The following is a 26,158-nucleotide window of genomic DNA, read 5'->3' as shown; positions in this document are numbered from 1 at the left end:
CGCTGCGCAGCGGAGGGATTTGCACAAACCGGAGGGATTTCCCAAAACGCCGGGATTCAACGCAGCAGAACCCCTCCGCAAACACAACAACGGCCGGCCCCCGAAGGGACCGGCCGCTGGTGCTTATTTCAGAACTGCAGGGGAACCGAAATTACTCGGAAACGCCTACGAATTCGGCCTTCTCGATCGGCGTGGTGTTGCCGGTCGCAAGGTTCAGGCGCAGCTTCTCGCCCAGGGTCGCGTCAACGTTGGTCCAGTACTGGATCGCAGCTTCGCGGATGTGCGGGCGCTGGACGCCGGAGACGGCACCGGTGATCGTTTCGAGGAAACGCTCCTTGGCGGCGTCGTCGAACACCTCGCGGTACAGCGTTCCGGCCTGGCCGAAGTCACTGTCCTCGGAGTGCAGGGTAGCGGCGGCGCGGACCAGCGAGCCGTCGCTTTCCCAGGAGCCCTCGCCGGCACGTGCGGCATCGGCTACGGGGCCGCCCAGGGTGTTGGGCGCGTAGACCGGGGTCTCGGGGGAGTTGAAGAAGTGGCGCTGGGCGCCATCCTGCGAGTAGTTGTTCACCGGTGCCTTGGGTGCGTTCACCGGCAGCTGGTTGTAGTTGGCGCCGATGCGGTACCGCTGTGCATCCGGGTAGGAGAAGATGCGGGCCATCAGCATCTTGTCCGGGCTGGCGTCGATGCCGGGGACCAGGTTCGCGGGAGACAGGGCAACCTGCTCGATCTGCGCGAAGAAGTTCTCCGGGTTGCGGTTCAGGGTGTGGGTACCCACCTTGATCAGCGGGTAGTCCGCGTGCGGCCAGACCTTGGTCAGGTCGAACGGGTTGAACCGGTACGTCTTGGCATCTTCGTACGGCATGACCTGAACGTGCAGGTCCCAGGACGGGAAGTTGCCTTCGGCGATGGCCTCGTACAGGTCGCGGCGGTAGAAGTCGGCGTCGGCGCCGGCAATCTTCTCTGCCTCGGCACCGTTGATCTCGTGGTTGCCCTGGTTGGACGTGAAGTGGTACTTCACCCAGAAACGCTCGCCGGCGGCGTTGATCCACTGGTAGGTGTGCGAGCCGAAGCCGGGCATTTCGCGCCACGACGTCGGGATGCCGCGGTCACCCATCAGGTACGTGACCTGGTGTGCGGACTCGGGGGAGTTGGTCCAGAAGTCCCACTGCATGTCTGCATCGCGCAGGCCGGAGCCCGGGAGGCGCTTCTGCGAGTGGATGAAGTCCGGGAACTTGATGCCGTCGCGGATGAAGAACACCGGGGTGTTGTTGCCGACGATGTCGTAGTTGCCCTCGGATGTGTAGAACCGCAGCGCGAAGCCGCGGACGTCGCGCCAGGTGTCGGGGGAGCCCTGCTCGCCGGCCACCGAGGAGAAGCGCTGCACGGTCTCCGTCACGGTGCCCGGCTGGAAGACAGCCGCACGCGTGTACTTGGAGACGTCTTCGGTGACAACGAACTCGCCGAACGCGCCGCCGCCCTTGGCGTGCACGATGCGCTCCGGGATGCGCTCCCGGTTGAACTGGGCCAGCTTCTCGACCAGGTACCGGTCGTGCAGCGCAATCGCGCCGTTGGCTCCGGCGCTCAGCGACTGGTCGTCGCTGCCAACCGGAGTACCGGTCTGGGTGGTGGTGAAATTCGACATACTCTCTCTTTCTTAAGGGTGGTGAAGTCAGGAAGCTTGTGCGGCGCAGTCGGCGCAGGTTCCCCGGTAGAGCACATCGGCAATCTCGATGGTCATGCCGTGGGTGTTTTCCGGCGTCAGGCAGGGTGCGTGCCCTACGGCGCAGTCGACATCCTCAATCCGTCCGCAGGATGTGCAGATCGCGTGGTGATGGTTGTCGTCCACGCGGGTCTCGTAGCGGGCGGGGGAGTGCGGCGGCTCGATCTTCCGCAGCAGCCCGATTTCGGTCAGGTCCGCCAGGACCACGTAGACCGACTGGAGGCTGATGTCGGGAAGGTCGCCGCGTACTGCGGCGGCGACGTCGTCGGCCACAGCGTGCGGCAGGTGTTCGACGGCGGTGAGGACCGCCAGCCGCTGCTTGGTGACCCGACGGCCGTTGGCGCGCAGCTGCCCGGACCACTTTTCGGTGGCCTCGGTGGTGGCTGCTGTCGATGTCATGCCCACCAGCTAACCACTAGTTATGAATAATTCATAATAAGACCCCTGGATGGCACACTAGGCTGGGCGGAGCCGCCATACGACAAGGGAGATCCATTGAGCAGCAGGGCAGAGCCGGTTCACCAGCGCGTGAAGGTGCGGGAGTACGACGTCGATATCCGCACCTACGGATCCGGATCCCGGCAGGTGGTTTTGGTGCACGGCATCGGGGCCTCCGGGCGCTATTTCTCCCGGCTGGTGGAGGTCCTGGCGCAGACCGCCACCGTCCACACGCTGGAGATGCCGGGCTTCGCCTCCGTGCCGAAGCCCTCCCAAAGCCTGGAGATGGACGACTTTGCCGCCATCAACATCGCCGCCCTGCGCGCTGCAGGCATCGGTCCGGCGCAGTGGGTCGGCCATTCCATGGGCTGCCAGGTGGTGACCGAAATGGCCGTGCAGGCACCGGAGCTGGCCACCTCGGTGGTGCTGCTGGGGCCCACCATCAACCGCGGCGAGCGCCATGCAGCGCTGCAGGGACTGCGCCTGGCGCAGGACTGCCTGCGGGAACCGCCGGTTGTGAACTGGATGCTCCTTACCGACTACCTGCGCGCCGGTCCGCGCTGGTATCTGCGTACCATGCCCAAGATGGTCGGGCACCGGCTGGAGGAGCGCATCGGGCGGGTCACGCCACCGGTAACCCTGGTGCGCGGCGGCCGGGATCCGATTGTGCCTGCCCGCTGGGTGCAGGAACTGGCCGCCGCCCGGCCCGGCGCGGTGGCGGTTGAACTGCCGGGGCAGCCGCATGTCTGCATGTTCACCCGGCCGGTGGAGACAGCTGCCCTGCTGGAGGAAGCAGCATCCGGGAGGTGAAGCTTCTGCGCACACGGCAGTCCACGCCGGGGCGGCTGTCCGGCCGAGGGCGACGGTGGCTGACCCAGGCCCGCGCGTGGGCCGCCGACTATGCGTATGTGGGCTACTGGCAGGTGCACGGTTTCCTCTTCCGCAAGGATCCCTCCGCTTACCTGGCTCCGTCCGGCGGTGCGTCAACCGGAGATGGGTCGACCGGAGATGGGTCCTCCGGCGATGCCGGCCGCGCGCCGGTGATCCTGATCCCCGGTGTCTACGAGAACTGGCAGTTCCTGCGCCCGCTGGCCGAGGCGCTCTCGGCCCGCGGCCATCCCGTGCACACGGTGGCGCCGCTGGGCTACAACCGCGGCCGGATCGAGAAGATGGCAGCGCTGGTGGAGCAGTACCTGATGCAGCAGGACCTGGCCGGTGCCGTGGTGGTGGCGCACAGCAAGGGCGGGCTGATCGGCAAGCAGCTTATGCTCCTGCCCGAAGGCAGCCGCCGGGTGGAGAAGATGGTGGCGGTCAATACGCCCTTTTCCGGCTCCGTCTATGCGAACTTCTTTGTGCTGCCCTCCATCCGCGCTTTTGCGCCGCGAAACAGGTTCCTGCGCCGGCTGCAGCGCAGCAGCGACGTCAACGCCCGCATCACCTCGGTGTACAGCCGCTTCGATCCGCACATTCCGGGCGGCAGCTATCTGCCCGGTGCCCGGAATATCCAGCTGGAAACCATGGGCCACTTCCGCCCGATCGGCGACCGCCGGCTGCTGGCGGTGGTGGAGCAGGAGCTGGACGGGCCCTAGGATGCGCCGCGGGCCAGGGCCTGTTCGACGGCGGCGCCGGCTCCGCCGGTCCACGGCTCGCCGTGGCCGGTCAACAGCAGCGGAGCGTTCGTCGCGGCCAGCCGGCCCAGGGAGGCCAGCGCCTCCGCGCTGTTGGCCGTGGCGGCTCCGGACACGATCTGTGGCCCCTTGGAACCGGTGTAGGGATTGAGGGTGACGAGGGAATCTCCGCAGATCAGCACGTCCCGCTCCGGATAGTGCAGGGCCACGTGCCCGGCGGTGTGCCCGGGAGTGAAGATGACCTGCGGCCGGCCGGGCAGGACGGCGCCGCTGTCCCCGCCCAGGCTGTGCACATCGGTGACACCGCGGACGTTCAGGGCACCGGCCAATGTCATCGCGCCCAGGTACGGGATGGACTTGGGATACCGGACCGGATACAGGAACCGATTGTTTTCGTGCCCGTACCGGTCGGGGTGCGCGGCGATGTACCGGTCGCCGTCGTGCACCAGGATGGGGGCCCGGAACTCCCGGCGGATCCGGGCCGCGGTACCCACGTGGTCAAAGTGGGCGTGGGTCAGCACCAGGGCCTTCACCGACCCCGGCCCGTACCCCAGCTCCCGCACCACCCGCGACAGCTGCGGCCACATACCCGGCAGCCCGGCGTCGATGATGGCCAGGCCGTCGTCGTCCTCCACCAGGTAGGTGTTGACGTAGGCATGTTCGATCCGGTGGATTCCGTCAGCGACGTTTCGAGTGAACATCTTTCCTCCCAGGCTGGCTGCGGCAACTCGCCTCCATCGTAAGCATGCTGTCGATTACCGTGTGACGGGCCGGGAGCCCCGGGAACGAGAGCCGCTGATATCCCGCTTAGACTGCTCGAATGCCCAGACTCCTCGCCGACCTCTCTCCGCTGCGCGAAAGCCCCGAATTCCGCCGCCTGTGGACCGGAACGGCGCTCTCCGCCGTCGGCACCCAGCTCACCCTGGTGGCGGTCAGCCTGGAGGTCTATTCCCTGACGCAGTCCAGCTTTTACGTCGGGCTGCTGGGCCTGGTCGGGCTGGTGCCACTGGTCCTGGCCGGGCTGTACGGCGGCTCCATCGTGGACGCATACGACCGGCGCAAGGTCGCCCTCTTCTCCTCGGTGCTGCTGTGGGTCTCCACCATCGGGATCGCCGCCCAGGCGTGGGCGGGCGTGGGCAACGTATGGCTGCTCTACGCCCTGGTCGCCGTGAACGCCGGCGCCGGCGGGCTGAACCATCCGGCGCGCAGCGCGATCATTCCCCGGCTGGTCCGGCCGGAACTGTTGCCGGCGGCCAACGCGCTGAGCATGATCACGTTCGGCCTGGCGATGACCATCGGGCCGCTGCTGGCCGGGGTGCTGGTCGCCCGGGTGGGCTACGGCTGGACCTACACGATCGACGTCGTCACTTTCACCGCCGCCATGTGGGCGGTCTACCGGCTGAAGCCGATGCCGCCGGTGGGTGAAGTGCAGAAGGCAGGCCTGAAATCGGTGTTGGAGGGCTTCCGGTTCCTGGCCACCCGCCCGAATATCCGCATGACCTTCCTGGTGGACCTGGCCGCGATGGTCATGGCCCAGCCCCGGGCCCTGCTCCCGGCGATCGGAGCGGTGCTGCTGGGCGGGGGAGCCACAACCGTCGGGGTGCTGCTGGCGGCCACCGCGGTGGGCGCGTTCCTGGCCGGCCTGTTCTCCGGCCCGCTTGGCGCCGTGCGCCGGCAGGGCCTGGCCGTGCTCTGGTCGGTGGTGGCCTGGGGGCTGTCCGTTTCGGCGTTCGGAGTGGTGGTGGTGATGGCCGGAAGGAACGACGGCGCCGAGCCCACCGCCTGGCTGATCCCGGCGGCCATTGCCATGGGCTGTGCGGGGATCGCCGATTCGGTCAGCGGCGTCTTCCGCTCCACCATCCTGCAGGCCGCGACTCCCGATGCCATGCGCGGGCGGCTGCAGGGTGTCTTTGTAGTGGTGGTGGCCGGCGGGCCGCGGCTGGGAGACCTGGTGGCAGGCGTTGACGCCTCCTTCCTGGGCGAAGGCTGGGCCGCGGTCATCGGGGGCCTGGTCTGCGTGGCGCTGGTGGCCGTCCTGGCGAAGCGGCAGCCCCGCTTCGCCCAATACGACGCCCGCCACCCGGAGCCGTAGCCCCGGGACGGCGCGGAACAAGCGGACTCTATGGAGCGTTGATATCGGTGGATAGACTGACGTTTCGCGGATCCGGTCATCTCCGGGAACCACCGGGGGTCCGGCGCAGATCCGCTCAGGAAGGACCACACACGTGCATCAACATTTCAACGGCTTGAAGACCGCTGCACTGTTCGGGGTGCTCTTCGCCGTACTGCTGGGCATTGGCGCCCTGCTCTCGAGTGGAACCGGCAGCCCGACGTTCATCTGGGTGTTCCTGTTCATCGGCCTGGCTACCACCGCATACAGCTACTGGAACAGCGACAAACTGGCCATCCGTGCCATGCGCGCGGTCCCGGTCACGGAGGCCCAGGCACCGGAAATGTACCGGATTGTCCGGGAACTCTCCGCCCGCGCCAACCAGCCCATGCCCAGGCTCTACATTTCCCCCACCATGGCGCCGAACGCCTTTGCCACCGGCCGGAACCCGCAGCACGCCGCGGTCTGCTGCACCCAGGGGATCCTGGCCCTACTCAACGAGCGGGAGCTGCGCGGGGTGCTGGGGCACGAACTCATGCATGTCTACAACCGTGACATCCTCACGTCCTCGGTTGCTGCCGCCATTGCCGGCGTGATCACTTCGCTGGGTCAGTTCCTGCTGTTCTTCGGCGGCGGGGACCGCCGGAACGCCAACCCGCTGGCCACCATTGCGCTCGCGATCCTGGCGCCCTTTGCCGCGTCGCTGATCCAGATGGCCATCGGCCGGACCCGGGAATACGACGCCGATGAAGACGGCGCCAAGCTCACGGATGACCCGCTGGCCCTCGCTTCGGCGCTGCGCAAGCTTGAGACCGGCACCCAGCGCGCCCCGCTGCCCAATAACGACCAGAAACTGGCCAACACGGCCCACCTGATGATCGCCAACCCGTTCAAGCAGGGCGTCCGCGGGCTGCTGTCCACCCACCCGCCGATGCCTGACCGCATCCGCCGGCTGGAGAACATGGCCGGCCGTCCGCTCGGCTCCGGTTCCTGACCGCGTCTACGGTCCTGCCGTAGGCTCTGCCCATGCGTCTCATACTCATCCGGCACGGACAGACTCCGTCCAATGTTGAACACTTCCTCGACACGGCTGTCCCCGGGCCGGGACTGACCGAGCTGGGACTGGCCCAGGCGGCTGCCCTGCCGGATGCCCTGGCCGGGGAGCCGATCGACGGCGTTTTCGCGTCGAACCTGGTGCGCACCCAGCTCACCGCCGATCCGCTGGCCGCGGCACTGGGCCTGCCGGTCCAGGCCAGGGACGGCCTGCGTGAGATCTCGGCCGGCAGCCTGGAAATGCGCAACGACCGCGACGCCATCGTCAGCTACCTGAAGACGGTTTTCCGTTGGGTGGAAGGCGACTTGGACACCCGGATGCCGGGCGGTCCCGACGGCCGGGAAACCTTCGCCCGGTTCGACGCCGTCATCGCCGAGCTGCAGGCCAGCGGACTGTCCATGCCCGTGATCTTCAGTCATGGCGCCATGATCCGGGTCTGGTGCACCGCCCGGGCCGAGAACGTGGAACCGGACTTCATCGTGGAAAACGCGCTCAGCAACACCGGCATGGCAGTGATGGAATCCGTGCCGGGCGAAGACGGGGCGCCGGAGTCATGGCGGCTGCTGAGCTGGATGGGCGAGGCAGTGGGTGGCCGGACCCTGCGTGACTACGGCGAGGATGGTCCGGCCGGCGAGGACGTGGTGCTCTAGCTGTAACTGAGTAAACGACGGCCTCCATTAAATGACGACGGCGCCGCTCCCACGCAAGGGGAGCGGCGCCGTCGTCGTACATCTGCTCAACACCCGCCGCCGGAAGGCAGCAGCGGTAACAGGCCTAGCGGAAGTTGATGAACTGCAGGTCCACGTCCACGTCCGCACCCTTGAGCAGGGCCATGGTGGCCTGCAGGTCGTCGCGGGACTTGGACGTCACGCGCAGCTCGTCGCCCTGGATCCGGGAGTTCACGCCCTTGGGGCCTTCGTCACGGATGATCTTGTTGATCTTCTTCGCCTGGTCCTGGGCGATGCCTTCCTTCATGGAGGCCTCGATCCGGTATTCCTTGCCGGAGGCAAAGGGCTCGCCGGCGTCCAGGGATTTCAGGGAAATGCCGCGCCTGACCAGCTTGGACTGCAGGACGTCCAGGACGGCCATGACGCGCTCCTCGGAGTTGGCCTTCATGAGGATTTTCTCCCCGCTGAAATCCACCTCGGCGCCGACACCCTTGAAGTCGTAGCGCTGGGACAGTTCCTTCTGCGCCTGGTTCAGGGCGTTGGCAACTTCCTGTTTGTCGATCTTGGACACAACATCAAATGATGACTCGCTGGCCATGGGCGCTCCTTGCAGTAGTTGTTCTCTCCTGCTCCCAGCCTAGTAGCTCCGGGCATCGGTGGCAGCCCTCACAGGTTCCACTCAGGCAACGCCGGGACTGGTCCCATCTTCCGCAGCAACAGTATGGAGGTGATGAAGCCAGGAACGACACCGGAAGATGCACGCCCCCGCCGCACCCAGCTGATGCGGCTGCGCGCCGTGGCGGCGGGATCAGTGCTGGCGGCCGTCTCGATCACCGGGGCAGGCGTGGCGCCCGCTCTGGCGCAGGCGGCGGAACCACGGTCCCTGCGGTTGCCGCTGGCACTGCCCGCGTCGATAGCAGGCGCAGAACCCGACGCCGGTGCCTCCGTTCAGGAACGGCTGCTGGGTATCCGTGCCGATCTGGCCAACGCTGTTGCCTGGGGCCATGTGACGCAGGCGCAGGCCGACGGTTTTTATGCCCGGATGCAGTCCAGGATTGCCCGCGGACTCTAGGGCCGGGCGGGCCGGCAGGCGCCCCGGGAGGCGCCGGGAAGCGGGCCAGGGCGGCCGATTCGTATCTTGGGCAAAAGTTCTGTAAAGTTGTTTAGGCCGCAGTCGCTTGCGGCAGATCTTCTTTATGAAGATGTTCGGCAGATTACCCGAGCGGCCAAAGGGGGCTGACTGTAAATCAGCTGGCAACGCCTTCACTGGTTCGAATCCAGTATCTGCCACCGAACAGGGAAAACCCGCTCCACCAGGAAACTGGCCGGGGCGGGTTTTTTCGTGCCCGGAAAGCCGGTGCCTTCACCGCTGAGCGAACAGCTAGAGACATCCCCCCACCCGCCGGATAGCGTTGGTGGATGGCAACTATCGACATCACCGAGGCAACCTTCCCCGAGACCATTGAGGAAAACGACATTGTGTTCGTTGACTTCTGGGCGGACTGGTGCGGCCCGTGCAAGCAGTTCGCGCCGGTGTACGACGCCGTATCCCAGAAGCACGACGACATCACCTTCGCGAAGGTGGACACGGAAGCGGAGCAGGGCCTGGCTGCTGCCGCCGGCATCACCTCCATCCCCACCCTCATGGCCTTCCGCGAGAAGGTCCTGGTCTTCTCGCAGCCCGGCGCACTGAACGCCTCGCAGTTCAGCGAACTGGTGGACGCGGTAAAGGGCCTGGACATGAAGGCCGTCCACGAGCAGATCGCCGCACAGGAGAACGGGCAGGCTGCAGCCGGTTCCGACGGCCAGGTCAACTAGCCGCAGGCATCCCACAGCTTTCCGCACCGCGGAGACACCCGGACAGGGAGTCTCCGCGGTCTTCGTTTAACGGGTGTTTAATCTTTCCGGCAGCCCTGTCCCGGGCTTCGCCGCGGCGGTAGTCTCTGAGGCACCTTTAGCGGATTCCCGCCCCGGCACCGGCAGCAACGGCGCTCCGCGGTGTCCGCAGGGATTACTGTCAACGACGACGATAAGGCGAGGGCGAAGACCTATGAATGGAAACCGTGGAGTTGCCTATATGGAACCCGGTGTCGTGGAAGTCCAGGACATCGACTATCCAACGTTCGAGCTGCGGGACGGCCCCGGAGTCAATCCGGCCAACGTGGGACGCAAACTGCCCCACGGTGCGATCCTGAAAGTGGTGACCACCAATATCTGCGGCTCGGACCAGCACATGGTCCGCGGCCGGACCACGGCACCGCCCAATCTGGTCCTCGGCCATGAAATCACCGGCGAAATCGTGGAAACCGGCCCTGATGTGGAGTTTCATTCCGTGGGGGACCTGGTCTCGGTTCCCTTCAACATTTCCTGCGGGCGCTGCAAGAACTGCAAGGAACGCAAGACCGGCATCTGCCTGAACGTTAACCCGGCCCGGCCGGGCGCCGCATACGGGTACGTGGACATGGGCGGCTGGGTGGGAGGCCAGGCCGAGTACGTGATGGTGCCCTACGCGGACTGGAATCTGCTCCGGTTCCCGGACAAGGACCAGGCAATGGAGAAAATCCTGGACCTGACCATGCTCTCGGACATCTTCCCCACCGGCTACCACGGGGCCATCACGGCCGGCACCCGGGTGGGATCCACTGTCTACATCGCCGGTGCCGGTCCCGTGGGGCTGGCAGCCGCCGCCAGCGCGCAACTGCTGGGTGCCGCCGTCGTGATTGTCGGTGACTTGAACCAGGATCGGCTGGCTCAGGCCCGCAGCTTCGGCTGTGAAACAGTGGATGTCTCCCTGGGCGACCCCAAGGACCAGATCGAACAGCTGCTCGGAGTGCCCGAGGTGGACTGCGCGGTGGACGCCGTGGGCTTTGAGGCGCGGGGCCACGGTCACGGGTCGGGCACGGAGGCGCCGGCAACGGTGCTCAATTCGCTGATGGACATCACCGCAGCCGGCGGCGCCCTGGGCATCCCGGGTCTGTATGTCACCGGCGACCCCGGCGGCATTGATGAGGCAGCCAAGGTCGGCTCGCTGTCCCTGAACCTGGGGACCGGCTGGGCCAAATCGCTGTCCTTCACCACCGGCCAGTGTCCGGTGATGAAGTACCACCGCGACCTGATGATGGCGATCCTGCACGACAAGGTGCAGATCGCCAAGGCGGTGAATGCCACCACCATCAGCCTGGACCAGGCGCCGGAGTCCTACCGGGAGTTTGATTCCGGGGTGGCCCGCAAGTACGTCATTGATCCGAATGGGATGGTCCCCGCCTAACCCGGGCGCGTTCGAGCTGACACCAGAAGGCAGCGAAAGGGCCGGAACCGCAACACGGTTTCGGCCCTTTCGCCGTGCTGGCAGCATCCTTGTCTTCTGCGCCCGGCATCCCGGCGATAAACTCGAAAAGTCCGGGGAAACCCCGCCGGTTCCACGGCTCCCGGCTGCACTCGCCACTCATATTCCAGGAGCTGGAACGGGGATCCCATGCGCGCCTGCACGTCAACCACACCCATGTCAGCCGGAACCGGATTTCGGACCCCGGCTGCAGCCCGCTTTCCTGGAGGCACCCCGTGAACGCGGCGGACACCGCATGGGTGCTGGTCTGCGCCGCCCTGGTCCTCTTCATGGTCCCCGGGCTGGCCATGTTCTACGGCGGCATGGTCCCGGCGCGGAATGTCCTGACCATGATGCTGCAGAACACCATCCCGCTGGGCATCATCACCCTTACCTGGGTCTTGGCCGGTTACACCCTGGCGTTCAGCAACAACGGCAATTCCCTGGTCGGTGAGTTCGACGCCGCTGCCCTCATCGACGTCGACACCCCGCAGTTCCATACGGTGGCCGCGGGCGTGACCATCCCGGCGCTGGCTTTTGTCGCCTATCAGATGATGTTTGCCATCATCACCCCGGCGCTGCTGACCGGGGCCACGGCCGGCCGCCTGAAATTTGCCGGCTGGACCGTTTTCCTCGCAGCCTGGTCCCTCATCGTGTATCCGCAGGTCGCCCGGTGGCTGTGGCACCCCAAAGGCTGGCTGGTGCAGCTCGGCGCCCAGGACTGGGCCGGCGGAATGGTGGTGCATGCCTCTGCCGGGGCGGCGGCCATCGCGGTGCTCCTCGTGGTGGGGCGGCGCCGCGGCTGGCCGACCCCCAAGACCTCGCCGAACAACCTGCCGCTGATGCTGGCCGGGGCCGGTATCCTCTGGTTCGGCTGGTTTGGCTTCAACGCCGGGGACGGGCTGCAGGCCAACGCCGTCGCGGCCCAGGCCATGATCAACACCCATGTTGCCGGCGGGGCAGCCATGTTGACCTGGCTGCTCGTGGAGCGGCTGCGCAGCGGCCATTCCACCCTGGTGGGTGCCGCCTCCGGTGCCATTGCCGGGCTGGCCACCATCACGCCCTGCGCCGGGTTTGTCGGTACCGGCGCCGCACTGCTGATCGGGCTGATCGCCGGCTGTGCGTGCTGCTTCGCGGTCGGGATCAAACACATGCTGCACTACGACGACGCCCTGGACGTTATTGCGGTCCATTTTGTCGGCGGGATCCTGGGCTCGCTCCTGCTGGGGTTTTTCGCTGACAGTTCCGTGAACGCGCTGAGTGAAGACGGGGTGTTCACCGGCGGGGGAGGCCTGCTGCTCTGGCACCAGATTGTTGCGCTGCTCTGCGTGGTGTTGTTCTCCTTCGTCCTGAGCTGGGTGATCGCCATGATCATCGACCGCACCATGGGGCTGCGCGAACCCGGCCCGGAACAGGAGGATCTGGACCGTGACCAGCAGGGCGCTGCCGGATACGCGCTGAGTGGCACCACCGCCCGGGCCACGTCCAGCGCCCGCTCCTCCGAGGACGGACTCTTCACCTCGCGAAGCACCGACGGGCGGCTGGACCCGCCGGAGTATCTGATCAGCGCGGTGGTGAACACCCACCGGATCGACGGGCTGCGCGATGCGCTGCTGATGGCCGGCGCGAGATCCCTGGAACTGGCCGACGCCTCCGTCTACACCGGAACGGTGCACACCGAGGTGTTCCGGGGAGAGGCGCGCAAACTCGATTTCGAGGACCGGCTGCGCGTTCAAGCGGGGGTGGACAGCGACCACGAAGAGGCAGTGGTGGCGGTCTTGAAACGGTTTGGAGCCGAACCTGGGTCCATCTACCGGCTGGCGGTTACGCAGTACTAGCGGCACGCAGTACTAGCGGCGCCGGTGGTCTTCCGGGGCCAGCCGCGGACCGTAGGCCTGTTTGCGGAATCCGCTCAGGACCAGCAGCCGGACCACCCGCTGCCGGTGCCCGAGCCAGGGCTGCAGCAGGGCGAGCATCCCGGCGTCGTCGGTCCGGCGTCCGGTCAGGGCCGCGCCCACGAATGCGGCCAGATGATAGTCACCCACCGAAACGGAGTCCGGTGCCCCGTGTGTGCGCTGGGTGATTTCTGCGGCGCTCCACGGTCCGATTCCGGGGATCGAGCACAGCCGCCGGGTCAGCTCTTCCCCGAGGGGAAGCGCAGCCAGCCGTTCCAGTCCCGAGGCGGCGGCGCAGGCCCGCAGGATGGTTCCGGAGCGGTGCGAGTCCACGCCGGCGCGGTGCCATTCCCAGCTCGGCACCCGGCGCCATTGGCCGGCACCGGGTGGAACCTTCAGCCCGGCCGGAGCGGGACCCGGTGCGTCAGCGCCGTATTTGGCCACCAGATACCGCCAGGAGTAATAGGCCTCCATGGCGGTGACCTTCTGTTCCAGCACCACCGGGACAATGCTGTCCAGCATCCGGCCCGTGCTGGGCAGGCGCAGGCCCGGGTTGCGGCGGCGGGTCCGGGACACGGCGCCGGGCAGCGTGGCAGCGAATTCCGGATCGTCGAAGGCGGACCAGTCATCACAGCCGCCGAGCAGCGCCGGGACGCCGTCCAACGCGTAATCGGCCCCCGGCCCCCAGGCACGCACCAGCACGCGGGACCCCGGAGCGGGGGCAGGCTGCTCGGAGAGCGCGAGGGTGGCGTCGCCCCCGGGGGTGGAGAAGGCGAGCCAGGCGACTCCCGGGCCGATCCGCACTGACGGATCCTTGCTGCCGTGCGCCAGGATGCCCAGGGATACGGCCAGGGAAAACGGCCGGTCGGACTCCCACAGCAGGGAGAGGGATCCGGCTCCATAAGCTGCGGAGACCGGCACGGACATCGACATAACACCATCGTCGCACGCAGGTCTGACACGCCGGGGCCGGTCCCGGGGCCGCGGGTGTGTGGCTTTTGCTACGCCGGGTTCCGAACGAAGCTGGACCGTCCGGAGCTAACCAGTAACGTGTTGCACATGAAGTATGCAGATACTGTCCTGGACCTGATCGGCAACACCCCGCTGGTGAAGCTGCACCACGTGACCGATGGCCTGGCGGCCACGGTGCTGGTGAAGCTGGAGTACCTGAACCCGGGCGGCTCCATCAAGGACCGCATCGCGGTCCGCATGATCGAAGCCGCTGAACGGGAGGGCAAACTGCAGCCCGGCGGGACCATTGTTGAACCGACTTCCGGCAACACCGGCGTCGGGCTGGCGCTGGTGGCCCAGCAGAAGGGGTACCGCTGCATCTTTGTCACCCCGGACAAGGTGGGGGTGGAGAAGCGCGATGTGCTGCGGGCGTACGGCGCCGAGGTGGTGGTGACGCCCACCGCCGTCGCCCCCGAAAGCCCCGACTCCTATTACGGTGTCTCCGACCGGCTGGTCCGGGAAATCCCCGGAGCGTACAAGCCGGACCAATTCTCCAACCCGGCCGCACCGGCCAGCCACTATGAGAGCACCGGCCCGGAGATCTGGCGCGACACCGAGGGCCAGGTGACCCATTTCGTGGCGGGCGCCGGGACCGGAGGCACCGTCACCGGAACCGGACGGTACCTCAAGGAAGTCTCCGCCGGCCGTGCCACCGGTCCGGTGCGCATCATTGCCGCGGACCCGGAAGGCTCCGTCTACTCCGGCGGCACCGGCCGCCCGTACTTCGTCGAGGGCGTGGGCGAGGACATGTGGCCGGGCAACTATGACCCCTCGGTCCCGGACGAGGTGATTGCGGTCGACGACGCCGAATCCTTCGCCATGACCCGCCGGCTGGCCCGCGAGGAGGGACTGCTCGTGGGCGGATCGTCCGGCATGGCAGTGGTGGCCGCGCTGCGGGCGGCGCGGGACCTGGGGTCGGACGACGTCGTCGTGGTCCTGTTGCCGGACAGCGGGCGCGGCTACATGGGCAAGATCTTCAACGACGAGTGGATGCGGTCCTACGGCTTCCTGGCCGGCGCGGAACAGGAGGCCTCCGTGCGCGATGTGCTGGCCACCAAGGACGGCTCGCTGCCGGATCTGGTGCACACCCACCCGAACGAGACCGTCCTGGATGTCATCAACATCCTCAACGAATACGGCGTCTCCACCATCCCGGTGCTGTCCCAGGAACCGCCGGTGCGGATCGGCGAGGTAGTGGGCTCTGCGAATGAGCGCTCGCTGACGGAGAAGCTGTTCCGCGGGGAGGCCAAGCCCACGGACAGCATCCGCGAGCACATGGGACCGCAACCGGCGATGGTCGGGGCGGGGGATTCAGTGGCAGCGGCGAAGCAGAAGCTCCAGGAGCACGACGCCGTCATGGTCACCTCCGAGGGCGCGCCGGTGGGAATCCTCACCCGGCACGACCTGCTGTCCTACATGAGTATCTAAGCGCTTGCCCCGCATCGAGCAGCATCCCCCAGTTTTGAGCAAGGAGCAGACCATGACGACAGGCTTCAACACCCGCGCCATCCATGCGGGCCAGACCCCGGATCCCACCACCGGTGCTGTCATTCCGCCGCTGTACCAGAGCACCACCTATGCGCAGGACGGGATCGGCGGGCTGCGCAACGGCTACGAATACGGCCGCGGCACCAACCCCACCCGCGATGCCCTGCAGGAGCAGCTGGCCGCGCTTGAAGGCGGGGCGCATGCCTACTCCTTCAGTTCCGGCCTGGCCGCCGAGGACTCGCTGATCCGCGCGCTCCTGGCGCCGGGGGATCACATCGTGCTCGGCAATGACGCGTACGGCGGCACCTACCGGCTGATCAACAAGGTGCTCTCGGCCTGGGGGATCACCAACGCCGCGGTGGATATGTCCGACGTCGGCGCCCTCACCGCGGCCATCGCCGCAGGCAACACGAATATGGTGTGGCTGGAAACGCCGTCGAACCCGATGATGAAGATCTCCGACATCGCCGCCGTTGCGCAGGCAGCGCACGACGCCGGTGCCTGGCTGGTCGTGGACAACACCTTCGCCTCGCCCTACCTGCAGCAGCCGCTGGCCCTGGGCGCCGACATCGTGGTGCATTCCACCACCAAGTACATCGGCGGGCACTCCGACGCAGTCGGGGGCGCCGTGATCCTGAATGACGACGACGCCGCAGAGAAGATCGGTTTCATCCAGTTCGCCGTGGGAGCCGTCTCGGCCCCGATGGAAGCCTGGCTGACCACCCGCGGGCTGAAGACCCTGGGCGTGCGGATGGACCGGCACTCCGCCAACGCGATGGCCGTGGCCACGTGGCTGCAGGAGCAGCCGGCCGTGGAGAGAGTGTTCTACCCGGGCCTGGAGGACCATCCCGGGCATGACCTGGCCAAGGCGCAGATGAAGGACTTCGGCGGCATGGTCTCGGTGTCCTTCCGGGGCGGCGAGGCGGCGGCCCGCACGGTGGCCGAATCCACGCAGGTGTTCACGCTCGCCGAGTCGCTGGGCGGGGTGGAGTCCCTGATGAACTATCCGTCGGAGATGACGCACGCCTCGGTGAAGGGCACGGAGCTGGCAGTGCCGGAGAACCTGCTGCGGCTCTCAGTGGGCATCGAGGACCTCGAGGACCTGATTGCGGATCTGGAGCAGGCGCTGGGGCGGCTCTGACCTCGGCCGGCCCTAGCGGCGGCCGAGGAACCGGCGTCGGGCCCTGGGATCGCGTTCCTGGAAGAAGCGGCTGCTCTGCGGCAGCCACAGCAGCACCACGCACAGCAGCAGCAGGGCGCCGACGGCGATCAGCGCCGGGCCGCGGAACAGCAGCGGCACGCCGACGATCAGGCCCACCGTGGTGAGCGTTTCGCGGGCGCTGCGTTTGCCGGCGCGGAGCCGGAACACGTAGAAGCCGATCACGAACGCCACGGCGAGGACCACGAGGCCCAGCCCGGTCAGGGCGGCGCCGTCGCGGTGCTGGGTGCGGGCGGAAACGATGAAGGAGCCCCCTGCCACGGCCACCAGTACGGCGGCGGCCAGCCAGGCGGCTGCTGCTGCCTTGATGATGCCGGGCAGCGGGGAGCGGGGCTTGGGGGAACGCGGCTTGGGAGAACGGGGTTCGGTCATGCCGGGGACGGTCCTGGGTGGTGCGGGTTCATGGATTTCCTTGCGGTTCATTCTCGGTCCGCCACCACTTGGGTGCGGGTTTCGGTGTCATAGCGGTAGACCTCGCGGCCGCCGATCCAGACCGTGAGCGCCCGCTGCATCACGTCCAGCGGATCACCGCTCCACAGCACGACGTCGGCGTCCTTGCCCGGCTCCAGCGAACCGATGCGGTCGGCCACGCCCATGACCTTGGCCGGGTTGATGGTGACCGCGCGCAGGGCCGCTTCGCGGTCCAGGCCTTCCTTCACGGCCAGGGCTGCCTGGTAGATGAGGAAATTGATCGGCACCACGGGATGGTCGGTGATGATGGAGATTTTGACGCCGGCGGCGGCCAGTTTGCCGGGGTTTTCCATGCTCCGCCGGCGCAGCTCCACCTTGGACCGGCTGGTGAGCAGCGGTCCAATCAGGACCGGAATGCCGCGGTCGGCGAGCACATCTGCCAGCACATGGGCCTCGGTGCCGTGGTCCAGGACCAGGTCGTAACCAAACTCGTCGGCCAGCCGCAGCGCGGTGCCGATGTCATCGGCACGGTGGGCGTGCTGGCGCCACGGGATTTCCCGGCGCAGCACCATGGCCAGGGCCTCCAGCTGGGGGTCCCGGTCGCGGTCGTCGTCGTCCTGCCCCATGTGGTTCTGCGCATCCATGAACGCCTTGCGGATCACCAGCGCCGTGCCCAGCCGCGTGGAGGGCGTCTGCTTCTTCTCGCTGTAGATCCGTTTCGGGTTCTCGCCGAGCGCGGATTTCAGGCCGCTGGGGGAACGCAGCACCATTTCCTCGACGTAGCGCCCGTGGGTATGCAGGGCCACGGTCAGTCCGCCGATGGGATTGCCGGAACCGGGATTGACGTTCACGGCGGTCACCCCGCCGGCCAGGGCGTCGTCGAACCCGAGATCGTGCGGGTTCACCGCGTCGATGGCGCGGACCCCGGCCATCATCGGATCGGTCATTTCATTGGAGTCACTGCCCGCCCAGCCCTCACCCTCCTCATGCACGCCCAGGTGCGTATGCGCATCAACCAGGCCGGGCAGCAGCCACCGGCCGGCGGCGTCGATCACCTGCGCGCCCTCCGGAACAGAAATGTCGGAGCCGAGGGCGCGGATCCTGCCGTTCTCCAACAGCACCGTGCCGTCGAACGGCGGTGCTGTGACGGGAATAACATGGGCGTTGGTGATGGCCAGAACCGGTGCGGGCATGGGGCAACCTTCCGAGATCGGATCGCGTGCGCCCAGCCTATCCTGCGGCGCAGAAAGCCCGCGCAGGGCACCCCGCCGGTAGACTTGCCAACGTTATATTCACAGCTGGCGCAAGTGCAGGGAGAATCATGGGCCTGAAGACCCGATCCGGAATGGCCCGGCTTGCAGTTACCCTGGCGGCGCTCGTCGCGGCAGCCGTCATGGTGGTTGCGGCCTTCACCTGGTCTCCCCGGCACGGCCTGGATTTCAGTGTGTATCTCAGCGGCGGGCAGAGCGTGCTCGACGCCGGCGGACAGCTGTACACCAAGGAACTGGAGTACCGCGAGGGCAGCAGCCTGCTCTTCACCTATCCGCCCTTCTCCGCGCTGATGTTTGCCGTGCTGGCACCCTTCGGGCAGAGCCTGGGGCTGAACATCTTCACCGGTGTCTCGCTGCTGATCGCGGCCGCCGCTGCCGTCCTGGGCGTGCGCCACGCGTTTGCCCTGCCCAGCGTCGCAGCGGTGCTGAGGCATCCATGGCTGCGTCCGCTGGCCGTGGCCGGGGCGGGCTTCGTGGTGCTGCTCGGACCGTGGCGCGAAACGCTGGCTTTCGGGCAGATCAACATCCTGCTGTTCGGGCTGATCATGGCCGACTTCCTGGTGAAGCGGGACAGCTGGCCGCGGGGCCTGCTCACCGGCGTCGCCGCCGGGCTGAAGCTGACCCCGCTGGTCTTCGGACTGTATTTCCTGGCCCGCGGCGACTGGCGTGGGTTGAAAAACATGACCTTCGGCTTCCTGGCCACGTTCGGGCTGGGCTTCCTGATCCTGCCCCGGGAATCCCGCACCTACTGGCTGGACCTGCTGCCGGACACGTCCCGCATCGGCGGGGCCGGCTACGTGGACAACCTGGGCCTCAAGGGTGCGATCCTGCATTTCGGCGGACCCGACTTCCCGGTGGACCTGCCCTGGCTGTTGCTGTCGCTGCTGGCCGTGGGCGCCGCCGCCCTGATCATCCGCCTGGCGGGCAACCGTGGCGACCTCCTGACGGCTGCGGGTGCCACGGCGTTGCTGATGCTGCTCATCTCTCCGGTCTCCTGGTCCCACCACTGGGTCTGGGTGGCACTGTTCATCCCGCTGCTGGGACGCAACATTGCCGATTACACGCGGAAGGGCACCGGGCTGCGGGCTGCGGGCATCGTCCTGTTGGCTGCCTCCGTCGTGGTGTTCGTGTTCTCGCCGAAATCCATCGGCGAGCTCCTGGGTGCCGAGAACCTCGATTCCCAGCTGCCGACCCTGTGGCTTATGGCCTCGAGCATCGGCGTCTTCTGGGGTGTGGCGCTGATGGCCTGGTGGGTAACCGTGCTGTGGACCGGCCGTCCGTCTGGCTGGTGGAAGCAGGCTGCCCTGCCTGAGCCGCAGCCTGTCCGCCTGAAGAACGTGGAGCCGAACGTCCAGCCCTAGGCCTGACGTCCACAGTCTTCCGCCGAGTGTCGGGAAGATGCGCCTCGGAGCGCCGAATTCCCGCGCGTCCCCGACACCGGAGTATTTATTCCAGCACGGACCCAGCACTCGATCACCTGCTCCAGCCGGCCACCCCTCAGCCACGCCAGCCGTTGTCCCGGAGCGCCGTGCGGATCGGAAACAGAACGGTTGCCGGCTGCCGCATCTGCAGCCGATTGACTTTGATCTGCCGCCAGCCGGCCAACGCCGTCAGCGCATCTCTTTCATTATCTGATGCCTGTTGTTCTGGCGTCAGATGGTGCAGGCCGTCGTATTCAACACAGACCCGATAGTCGCCGTTGCCCAGATCAGCCCAGACAGGGCGATGTGTGCGGGGCGATTCAATCCGGCAATTCACGGTAAATTCCGGCAATCCAGCCCGGAGCATCAGGAGCCTGAGTGCCGTTTCGGGCGGCGAATCCACCCCCACCCGTGTCAGCTCCAGCGCTTCTTCCATCCGGCGCAGAAACCGGGTTCCCCGAAGCGAACCTACATAGCTTTGAAGGTTGCCCAGGGGCAGCCGGGCCAAGCGTGGCTCGCCATAGTCCCGATGATGCTGGCTCACGATCCAGTCGGCGGCAGCCACCATGCTGTCGACGTCGAGCCGCCCGGCCAGATCGATCCACGTTCGGGCAACACTGGTGAGGGGGACATCTTCGAGCTGGACGACGTCAGCGTCCAGGAGTTTGCGTCGATGGCCGTGGACCCCTGCCCTTTCGGAAGCGGGGCTGCCTGGTGGCCGGGTGAGATGCAGCAGGTCATCGGATTTCACCCGGGAAGGCAACGGCATCCCATGGATCTTTGCTGCAGTCACATCACTGATGACAGCATCCGGCAGCAGGACAAGATATGGACGGACCCGCTGCACCAGGGACTGCTCCACTCCAACCGGTGACCTGATCCCACGGCCTTCGGTCCTCAGATCACGGGCACGGGTCCTTGCGCGGGATACGCCCCGAGCATCGGACTCCGGCAGCGCGAAGGATTGTCGGGACAACGGGCCAGGAAGTTCAGTTGCGCGGCGCATTCCCCGAGGATCCCGTGGCGGCCCACGTGGAACGGGTCGTCGTCGTCGTGATGTGGACGGGTGTGCCAGCTTCCCCGTTTCAGGCGGCCAGTGCAGGGCAGATGGCGACGCCGACTGTGGAGCAAATGCCGTTTCTGAGCGGATTTTCGCGCACGATCCCGACACTCGGCGAAGGGGTGAGGCGTGATCCCGACACTCGGCGAAGGGGTGGGCGTGATCCCGACACTCGGCAAAGGGATGAGGCACGATCCCGACACTCGGCGCGCAGGCGACGGCAGCGGCCGCGACTCAAAACCGGAGATCGTAGGATGGTGCGCATGAGCTCCGGAACCCTGCTGGCCGTCTGCCGCGTCCACGAACTGCTGCCCACCAAGGACTCCACCGGTGTGACGGCCATCGACAAGCGGGCCGTCGAAGGTCCGGTGAAGGTTCATAGCCTGGGCCTCAGCGGTGATCTGCAGGCCAGCCGCAAGCACCACGGCGGGGAATCCAAGGCGGTCTACGCCTATTCCCAAGAGGACGCCGACTACTGGTCCACCGAGCTGGGCACCGGGATTCCGCCGGGCCTGTTCGGGGAAAACCTGCGCGTCACCGGCATTCCCGTCTCCGAGGCCGTGATCGGCGAACGCTGGCAGATCGGGGAGAAGACAATCCTGGAAGTCACCTGCCCGCGGACACCGTGCCGGAATTTCGCGGCCCGGATGCAGCAGCCCCGGTGGGTCATCCGGTTCGCGGAAGCCGGACGGGTGGGTACCTATTTGAGGGTGATCCGCACCGGCAGCATCAGCGCCGGCGACACCGTTACCGTCCTTGACCGGCCGAGTCACGGTGTGACAGTCGGAGAAGCCTTCCGCGGACTGTCACTGGAACGGGCAGAACTGCTGGCCCGGGCAGCCGCGGGCGGTGAAGTGCAGTTGTCCCCTGAAATACAGAAGACGCTGCGGACCCTGCAGGCCCGGGAAGCTGCCGGACGCCTGAGCACCTCCGGACGCCCGAGCACCTAGGGCCTCCTAAAACCGCACATATCAACGGATTTGACCCGCCTGTGCCCAAGCTCACCGCCCGTTATGGACGGGCCGCCCCCGGCATGCCGTACACTTGAAACATCCCCCACTCCGGTATTCCCTTATTTTCCTGCGGTTTCTGACCGTTTGGTACGTTGTGTTGGGGCTCGCGTTTTCGAATGCGGGCAGATTCATCTTTTGGGAGCGCCGGCAAAGAAATCGTCACACCGGCCCACGTCACAATCCAGTGAAATTGGCCTACAGCTGTGACGGAAAGTCCTGCCATGGGATTGCAATAGCGCCGGACTTACGTCCTGCGGCCGTATTGGCCGCGCGGTCCCAATGAATGAGGATTATTTCTTTTGCTTGACTCTGTAGAAAACACCGAAACCGCAGAAACCGCCGCTCCCGAAGCAGTCGAAGAGAACCAGGTTCTCTTCAGCGACTTCGGTCTGGACCCGCGCGTTCTGCAGGCCCTGGTAGACGTAGGCTACGAAAAGCCGTCTCCGATCCAGGCAGCCACCATCCCTCTCCTGCTCGAAGGCCGCGACGTCGTCGGCCTGGCGCAGACCGGTACCGGCAAGACCGCCGCGTTCGCCGTGCCCGCCCTGTCCCTGATGGCCGGCCTGCCCGCCACCAAGGACACCCAGATCCTGGTACTGGCACCGACCCGCGAACTGGCCCTCCAGTCCGCTGAAGCCTTCGCTTCCTACGCCAAGCACATGGACAACTTCACCGTCCTGCCCGTTTACGGCGGATCCGCTTACGGCCCCCAGCTGGCCGGCCTGCGCCGCGGCGCCCAGGTTGTTGTCGGTACCCCCGGCCGCGTCATCGACCACATCTCCAAGGGTTCCCTGGACCTGTCGAACCTGCAGTACCTGGTTCTGGACGAGGCCGACGAAATGCTCCGCATGGGCTTCGCCGAAGACGTTGAGCAGATCCTGTCGACCACGCCCGCCGACAAGCAGGTGGCACTGTTCTCCGCCACCATGCCCGGCGCAATCCGCAAGATCGCCAAGAAGTACCTGAACAACCCGGCGGAAATCACGGTCAAGTCCAAGACGACCACCGGTGCGAACACCCGCCAGCGCTACGTGCAGGTCATGGGCCCGCACAAGCTGGACGCGATGACCCGCATCCTGGAAAGCGAAGATTACGACGGCGTTATCGCCTTCGTCCGCACCAAGATGGCTACCGAGGACCTGGCTGACAAGCTCAAGGCCCGCGGCTACCTGGCAGCAGCAATCAACGGTGACATCCCGCAGCAGCAGCGCGAGCGCACCGTCGAGGCCCTGCGCAGCGGCAAGATCGACATCCTGGTTGCCACCGATGTCGCCGCCCGCGGTCTTGACGTTGAGCGCATCAGCCACGTCATCAACTACGACATCCCGCACGACACGGAGTCCTACGTCCACCGCATCGGCCGCACCGGCCGCGCAGGACGCACCGGCGACGCGATCCTCTTCATGACCCCGCGTGAGAAGTACCTGCTGCGGGCCATCGAAAAGGCCACCCGCCAGCCGGTTGAGCACATGCAGCTTCCGAGCATCGACATCGTGAACAACAAGCGCCTGGCGAAGTTCTCCGAGCAGATCACCGAAACCCTGGCATCCGAGGATGTCTCGGTCTTCCGCGACCTGGTCACGACCTACCTGGCCGACCACGACGTCACCGCCGAGGAAGTCGCCGCAGCACTGGCCGTCATGGCCCAGGGCGGCCGCCCGCTGCTGATGGAAGAAATTCCGCAGGCACCGGCCCGCCAGCGCGAGCGCTCCGAAGGCCGCGGCGACGCGACCGGATCCCGCGGCCCGACACGCCCGCTGACCGAAGGCAATGCAACGTACCGCATCGCCGTCGGCCGCCGCCAGCGCGTCATGCCCGGCTCCATCGTTGGCGCCATTGCCAACGAAGGCGGACTCTCCTCCGCACAGATCGGCGGCATCGACATCCGCGCCGACCACACGCTGGTTGAACTCCCGGCTGACCTCAGCCAGGACCAGCTGCGCGCCCTGTCCCGCACCCGGATCGGCGGCGAGCTGATCCACCTCGAGCTGGACAACGGCCGCAAGCCGGCCCGCGAACGCGAAAGCGGCGGCTTCAATGACCGCGGCGACCGCGGCGGCTTCAAGAAGGATTTCAAGAAGCGCGACGGCGAGCGTTCCTTCGGTGACCGCAGTGCCAGCGACCGCGGCAGCGACCGTGGCGGCTTCAAGAAGCGCGAAGGCGACCGTGGCGGCTTCAAGCCCGCAGGCACCGCCGGCGGCGCACGCAAGCCCCGCTTCCGCGACTAAGCACCACTGGTAGCGCACCGCACCCGGGAAACCCGGGCGCGGCGCCACCGGTAACAGGAAGGGCGCCTTTCGGATAATTCCGAAAGGCGCCCTTCCTGTTTGTCCTCATGCGCCCGCCCCGCCCTGCCCGGCCCTGATGCCGAGGGCGGACGGCGTCGCCGCCCGGGTCAGGCGCTGAGCGCCTGCTGGCCTTCGAGCCGCAGCTCAAGGTCGTTCATGACGATGGCGGCCAGGTCCTCCAGGGTGCGGACGTCGGCGTCGGTGAAGTCCCGGGGTTCGCGGTCGAGGATGCACAGCGTGCCCAGGTTGTGGCCGTCCCTGGTGTGGAGCGGGACCCCGGCGTAGAACTGCAGGCCGAATTTGCCGGCGACCAGGGGATTGGCCAGCGTCCGTGGGTCGGCGCGGGCATCGGAAACAACCCAGGCGTCGTCCTGCAGGATGGCCGAGGCGCAGAGCCCCGGATCCCTGTCGATCTGCTCGACGTCGGTGCCGTGGTGGGACTTGAACCAGATCCGGTCCGTGTCCACCACGCTCACGATCGCGACGGGCACGGAGAACAGCCGCGCGGCCAGGGCCGTGATCCGGTCAAAGGCGCCGTCCGGGGGAGTATCCAGCAGGTTGTACCGCCGCACTGCCGCCATTCGTTCGGCTTCATCTTCAGGAATCAGCGGCGGGCTTTGCCGGTGCCGGGCACGCGGGGCCACAGCCAGCTCATACAGCGCGAGGGAGACGTCATGGGCGGAAGGCCGCTGCTGCGGCTCCAGCGCCGTCATTTCGCGCAGCAGCACCCGGAACCCCTCTTCCAGGGTCGCGGGGATGGCAGGGGGCTCCAGGAGGCGTGCCACGGCACTCTCCAGCGCGGGCCCGGGGTAGGCGGGCACCCCCGTGAGGCACTGGAGCAGCACTAGTCCGAGCGAATAGATGTCCGAAGCCGTGCCCACCGTTTCGCCGCGGGCCTGCTCCGGGCTCATGTAAGCAGCCGTTCCGGTGAAGGTCCCGCTCTGCGGCTGCGGTCCGCGGGCGATCAGGGCCACTCCGAAGTCGGTGAGCTTCGCGCGCAGCCGGGTGTCGTCTCCGCGGTAGTCAAACAGCATGATGTTGGCCGGCTTTACGTCCCGGTGCACGACGTCGGCGCCGTGCATGTAGTCAAGGCCCACGGCCAGGTCGTAGCCCAGCTGGGCTACCGGGCGTGCGCCCAGCGGGCCGTCCTGCAGGCGCTCCCGCAGGTCGGGCCCGGCCACCAGTTCCATGACCAGGTAGACCTGCTGGGTTCCGGTGTCACTGAGGTGCGTTCCGGCATCCAGCAGGGTGACCAGGCTGTGATGGTTCAGCCGGGCCAGGATCTTGGCCTCGGCGTCCGTCTCCCGCTGTTCGTCGGGAGTCGAGGCGGCGGAGCGGGCCAGCTTCACGGCAACCTCGCGGTCGAGGAACTCGTCCCGTGCCCGGTAGACGGTGCCCATGGCTCCGGAGCCGATCTTTTCGATCAGGCGGTAGCGCGAGCCCAGGAGAATCCCTGCGGAACGCCGTGGTGAATCGGTCACCTGTACCTACTTTCTTGTGCCTGCCATAAGCATACTGATGAATCTCTGTGCGGTTTACCGTCCGCGGGCGCGCGGCCGGCCCCGGCGCTGGCCGGCGAGGGTGCGCGATGCAGGTTCCTGAGCGTCTTCCCGGGGCTGATTTCCACCCGCTGGCGAAGTGGCCTGGATCACTTTATCTGCGCGGATTTTGGCCGATTTCACGTTCTCCAAAAGTACTGGTAAAGTATTTACTCGTTGCCCCGATAGCTCAGTGGTAGAGCGCCATCTTGGTAAGATGGAGGTCCCGGGATCGATTCCCGGTCGGGGCTCTCAATGGGAGGGCCCGTGTTGCTAAGGCTGTTTGTTTTGCAGAGGCCAATTTAGGGACGCGGGCTTCACTCATTTTTTGGCGGTGTAGCTCAGTTGGTTAGAGCGCACGACTCATAATCGTGAGGTCGGGAGATCGAGCCTCCCCACCGCTACAGCCGGACCCCCGGAATCCCAGGATTCCGGGGGTTTTTCTGTGTCCGGATCTGCAACGGCGGGAACGCCGCTGCGCGTCCGGCACGGGCTGGTGGGACAGCCCTGTGTAGAAATCGAAACCGGCGGGGGCCGGAGCATGTTGAATGATCGCTACGCGGACGCCTGCAGCCGCCGGCTAAGCACCAACACCATCGT

The 26,158-nt window shown here is 66.8% G+C and carries 23 protein-coding genes and 3 tRNA genes; 17 read left to right on the top strand and 9 right to left on the bottom strand.

The window, feature by feature from the left end; all coding sequences use genetic code 11:
* Positions 1-151: 151 nt before the first annotated feature.
* Both KKR91_RS13890 and KKR91_RS13885 read right to left on the bottom strand, forming a co-directional pair.
* Positions 152-1,642: a catalase gene (locus KKR91_RS13890; protein ID WP_210227920.1), complete on the bottom strand. Its 1,491-nt coding sequence runs from the start codon at positions 1,640-1,642 to the stop codon at positions 152-154.
* 27 nt (positions 1,643-1,669) lie between these two features.
* Positions 1,670-2,119 (bottom strand): Fur family transcriptional regulator, encoded by a 450-nt coding sequence (locus KKR91_RS13885; protein WP_210227922.1) that lies wholly within the window; start codon positions 2,117-2,119, stop codon positions 1,670-1,672.
* A gap of 96 nt (positions 2,120-2,215) precedes the next feature.
* Between KKR91_RS13885 and KKR91_RS13880 the strand changes: the two genes are divergently transcribed.
* Together KKR91_RS13880 and KKR91_RS13875 are read left to right on the top strand one after the other, a co-directional pair.
* A complete protein-coding gene (locus tag KKR91_RS13880) occupies positions 2,216-2,968 on the top strand; it encodes an alpha/beta fold hydrolase (protein ID WP_210227924.1) in 753 nt (250 codons plus the stop codon).
* Positions 2,965-3,747, top strand: a complete 783-nt coding sequence (locus KKR91_RS13875) for an esterase/lipase family protein (RefSeq protein ID WP_337925339.1) — start codon at positions 2,965-2,967, stop codon at positions 3,745-3,747. The genes KKR91_RS13880 and KKR91_RS13875 overlap by 4 nt, the downstream gene beginning before the upstream one ends.
* Here KKR91_RS13875 and KKR91_RS13870 read toward each other — a convergent pair.
* Positions 3,744-4,487 (bottom strand): MBL fold metallo-hydrolase, encoded by a 744-nt coding sequence (locus tag KKR91_RS13870; RefSeq protein WP_210227925.1) that lies wholly within the window; start codon positions 4,485-4,487, stop codon positions 3,744-3,746. The genes KKR91_RS13875 and KKR91_RS13870 overlap by 4 nt on opposite strands.
* Positions 4,488-4,606: 119 nt before the next feature.
* Between KKR91_RS13870 and KKR91_RS13865 the strand changes: the two genes are divergently transcribed.
* The 3 genes from KKR91_RS13865 to KKR91_RS13855 all read left to right on the top strand — a co-directional run bounded on the left by KKR91_RS13865 (position 4,607) and on the right by KKR91_RS13855 (position 7,600).
* The gene (locus KKR91_RS13865; RefSeq protein ID WP_210227927.1) at positions 4,607-5,878 is read left to right on the top strand and encodes an MFS transporter; all 1,272 of its coding nucleotides are present in this window, start codon (positions 4,607-4,609) and stop codon (positions 5,876-5,878) included.
* Positions 5,879-6,011: 133 nt separating this feature from the next.
* A complete protein-coding gene (gene htpX, locus KKR91_RS13860) occupies positions 6,012-6,890 on the top strand; it encodes a zinc metalloprotease HtpX (protein WP_210227929.1) in 879 nt (292 codons plus the stop codon).
* Positions 6,891-6,922: 32 nt separating this feature from the next.
* Positions 6,923-7,600 (top strand): histidine phosphatase family protein, encoded by a 678-nt coding sequence (locus KKR91_RS13855; RefSeq protein WP_210227931.1) that lies wholly within the window; start codon positions 6,923-6,925, stop codon positions 7,598-7,600.
* A 124-nt stretch (positions 7,601-7,724) separates the two neighbouring features.
* On the opposite strand, the gene KKR91_RS13850 is transcribed toward KKR91_RS13855, so the two are convergent.
* The gene (locus tag KKR91_RS13850; protein WP_104101679.1) at positions 7,725-8,216 is read right to left on the bottom strand and encodes a YajQ family cyclic di-GMP-binding protein; all 492 of its coding nucleotides are present in this window, start codon (positions 8,214-8,216) and stop codon (positions 7,725-7,727) included.
* A gap of 132 nt (positions 8,217-8,348) precedes the next feature.
* Between KKR91_RS13850 and KKR91_RS13845 the strand changes: the two genes are divergently transcribed.
* The 5 genes from KKR91_RS13845 (at position 8,349) to amt (ending at position 12,781) form a co-directional block, all read left to right on the top strand.
* Positions 8,349-8,690, top strand: a complete 342-nt coding sequence (locus KKR91_RS13845) for a hypothetical protein (protein WP_210227933.1) — start codon at positions 8,349-8,351, stop codon at positions 8,688-8,690.
* 136 nt (positions 8,691-8,826) lie between these two features.
* Positions 8,827-8,908: transfer RNA gene (locus KKR91_RS13840), tRNA-Tyr, on the top strand.
* A gap of 129 nt (positions 8,909-9,037) precedes the next feature.
* Positions 9,038-9,436: a thioredoxin gene (gene trxA, locus KKR91_RS13835; protein ID WP_210227935.1), complete on the top strand. Its 399-nt coding sequence runs from the start codon at positions 9,038-9,040 to the stop codon at positions 9,434-9,436.
* Positions 9,437-9,668: 232 nt separating this feature from the next.
* Positions 9,669-10,886 (top strand): formaldehyde dehydrogenase, glutathione-independent, encoded by a 1,218-nt coding sequence (gene fdhA, locus KKR91_RS13830; protein ID WP_210227937.1) that lies wholly within the window; start codon positions 9,669-9,671, stop codon positions 10,884-10,886.
* Between the two features lie 293 nt (positions 10,887-11,179).
* A complete protein-coding gene (gene amt / locus KKR91_RS13825; RefSeq protein ID WP_210227939.1) occupies positions 11,180-12,781 on the top strand; it encodes an ammonium transporter in 1,602 nt (533 codons plus the stop codon).
* A 12-nt stretch (positions 12,782-12,793) separates the two neighbouring features.
* On the opposite strand, the gene KKR91_RS13820 is transcribed toward amt, so the two are convergent.
* Positions 12,794-13,771, bottom strand: coding sequence for a DNA-3-methyladenine glycosylase family protein (locus KKR91_RS13820; RefSeq protein ID WP_210227941.1), 978 nt, complete (start codon positions 13,769-13,771; stop codon positions 12,794-12,796).
* Between the two features lie 126 nt (positions 13,772-13,897).
* Between KKR91_RS13820 and KKR91_RS13815 the strand changes: the two genes are divergently transcribed.
* Together KKR91_RS13815 and KKR91_RS13810 are read left to right on the top strand one after the other, a co-directional pair.
* Positions 13,898-15,277 (top strand): cystathionine beta-synthase, encoded by a 1,380-nt coding sequence (locus tag KKR91_RS13815; RefSeq protein ID WP_210227943.1) that lies wholly within the window; start codon positions 13,898-13,900, stop codon positions 15,275-15,277.
* Between the two features lie 52 nt (positions 15,278-15,329).
* Positions 15,330-16,478, top strand: coding sequence for a cystathionine gamma-synthase (locus tag KKR91_RS13810; protein WP_210227945.1), 1,149 nt, complete (start codon positions 15,330-15,332; stop codon positions 16,476-16,478).
* Positions 16,479-16,490: 12 nt separating this feature from the next.
* On the opposite strand, the gene KKR91_RS13805 is transcribed toward KKR91_RS13810, so the two are convergent.
* Positions 16,491-16,928, bottom strand: coding sequence for a hypothetical protein (locus KKR91_RS13805; protein ID WP_210227947.1), 438 nt, complete (start codon positions 16,926-16,928; stop codon positions 16,491-16,493).
* Between the two features lie 47 nt (positions 16,929-16,975).
* Positions 16,976-18,160, bottom strand: a complete 1,185-nt coding sequence (locus KKR91_RS13800) for an amidohydrolase (RefSeq protein ID WP_210227949.1) — start codon at positions 18,158-18,160, stop codon at positions 16,976-16,978.
* 128 nt (positions 18,161-18,288) lie between these two features.
* On the opposite strand from KKR91_RS13800, the gene KKR91_RS13795 reads away from it, so the two are divergent.
* Positions 18,289-19,599, top strand: a complete 1,311-nt coding sequence (locus tag KKR91_RS13795; protein ID WP_237687385.1) for a glycosyltransferase 87 family protein — start codon at positions 18,289-18,291, stop codon at positions 19,597-19,599.
* Positions 19,600-19,735: 136 nt separating this feature from the next.
* On the opposite strand, the gene KKR91_RS13790 is transcribed toward KKR91_RS13795, so the two are convergent.
* Positions 19,736-20,521, bottom strand: a complete 786-nt coding sequence (locus KKR91_RS13790; RefSeq protein WP_210227951.1) for a hypothetical protein — start codon at positions 20,519-20,521, stop codon at positions 19,736-19,738.
* A gap of 461 nt (positions 20,522-20,982) precedes the next feature.
* Between KKR91_RS13790 and KKR91_RS13785 the strand changes: the two genes are divergently transcribed.
* Together KKR91_RS13785 and KKR91_RS13780 are read left to right on the top strand one after the other, a co-directional pair.
* Positions 20,983-21,669: an MOSC domain-containing protein gene (locus KKR91_RS13785; RefSeq protein ID WP_210227953.1), complete on the top strand. Its 687-nt coding sequence runs from the start codon at positions 20,983-20,985 to the stop codon at positions 21,667-21,669.
* A gap of 362 nt (positions 21,670-22,031) precedes the next feature.
* Entirely contained in the window at positions 22,032-23,960 is a 1,929-nt protein-coding gene (locus KKR91_RS13780) for a DEAD/DEAH box helicase (protein WP_210227955.1), read from the top strand.
* A 167-nt stretch (positions 23,961-24,127) separates the two neighbouring features.
* Here the strand turns inward: KKR91_RS13780 and KKR91_RS13775 are convergent, their stop codons facing one another.
* On the bottom strand, positions 24,128-25,501 hold the full coding sequence (locus KKR91_RS13775; protein WP_237687384.1) for a protein kinase domain-containing protein: 1,374 nt from the start codon (positions 25,499-25,501) through the stop codon (positions 24,128-24,130).
* A gap of 236 nt (positions 25,502-25,737) precedes the next feature.
* Between KKR91_RS13775 and KKR91_RS13770 the strand changes: the two genes are divergently transcribed.
* Positions 25,738-25,809 (top strand) — tRNA-Thr (locus KKR91_RS13770).
* Between the two features lie 79 nt (positions 25,810-25,888).
* Positions 25,889-25,962, top strand: a tRNA-Met gene (locus KKR91_RS13765).
* Positions 25,963-26,158 lie beyond the last annotated feature (196 nt).

Source organism: Arthrobacter jiangjiafuii, from assembly GCF_018622995.1.
GTDB lineage: Bacteria > Actinomycetota > Actinomycetes > Actinomycetales > Micrococcaceae > Arthrobacter_B > Arthrobacter_B jiangjiafuii.
Note: the sequence above shows the minus strand (reverse complement) of the source record. Positions and strands in the feature narration are given on the sequence as shown.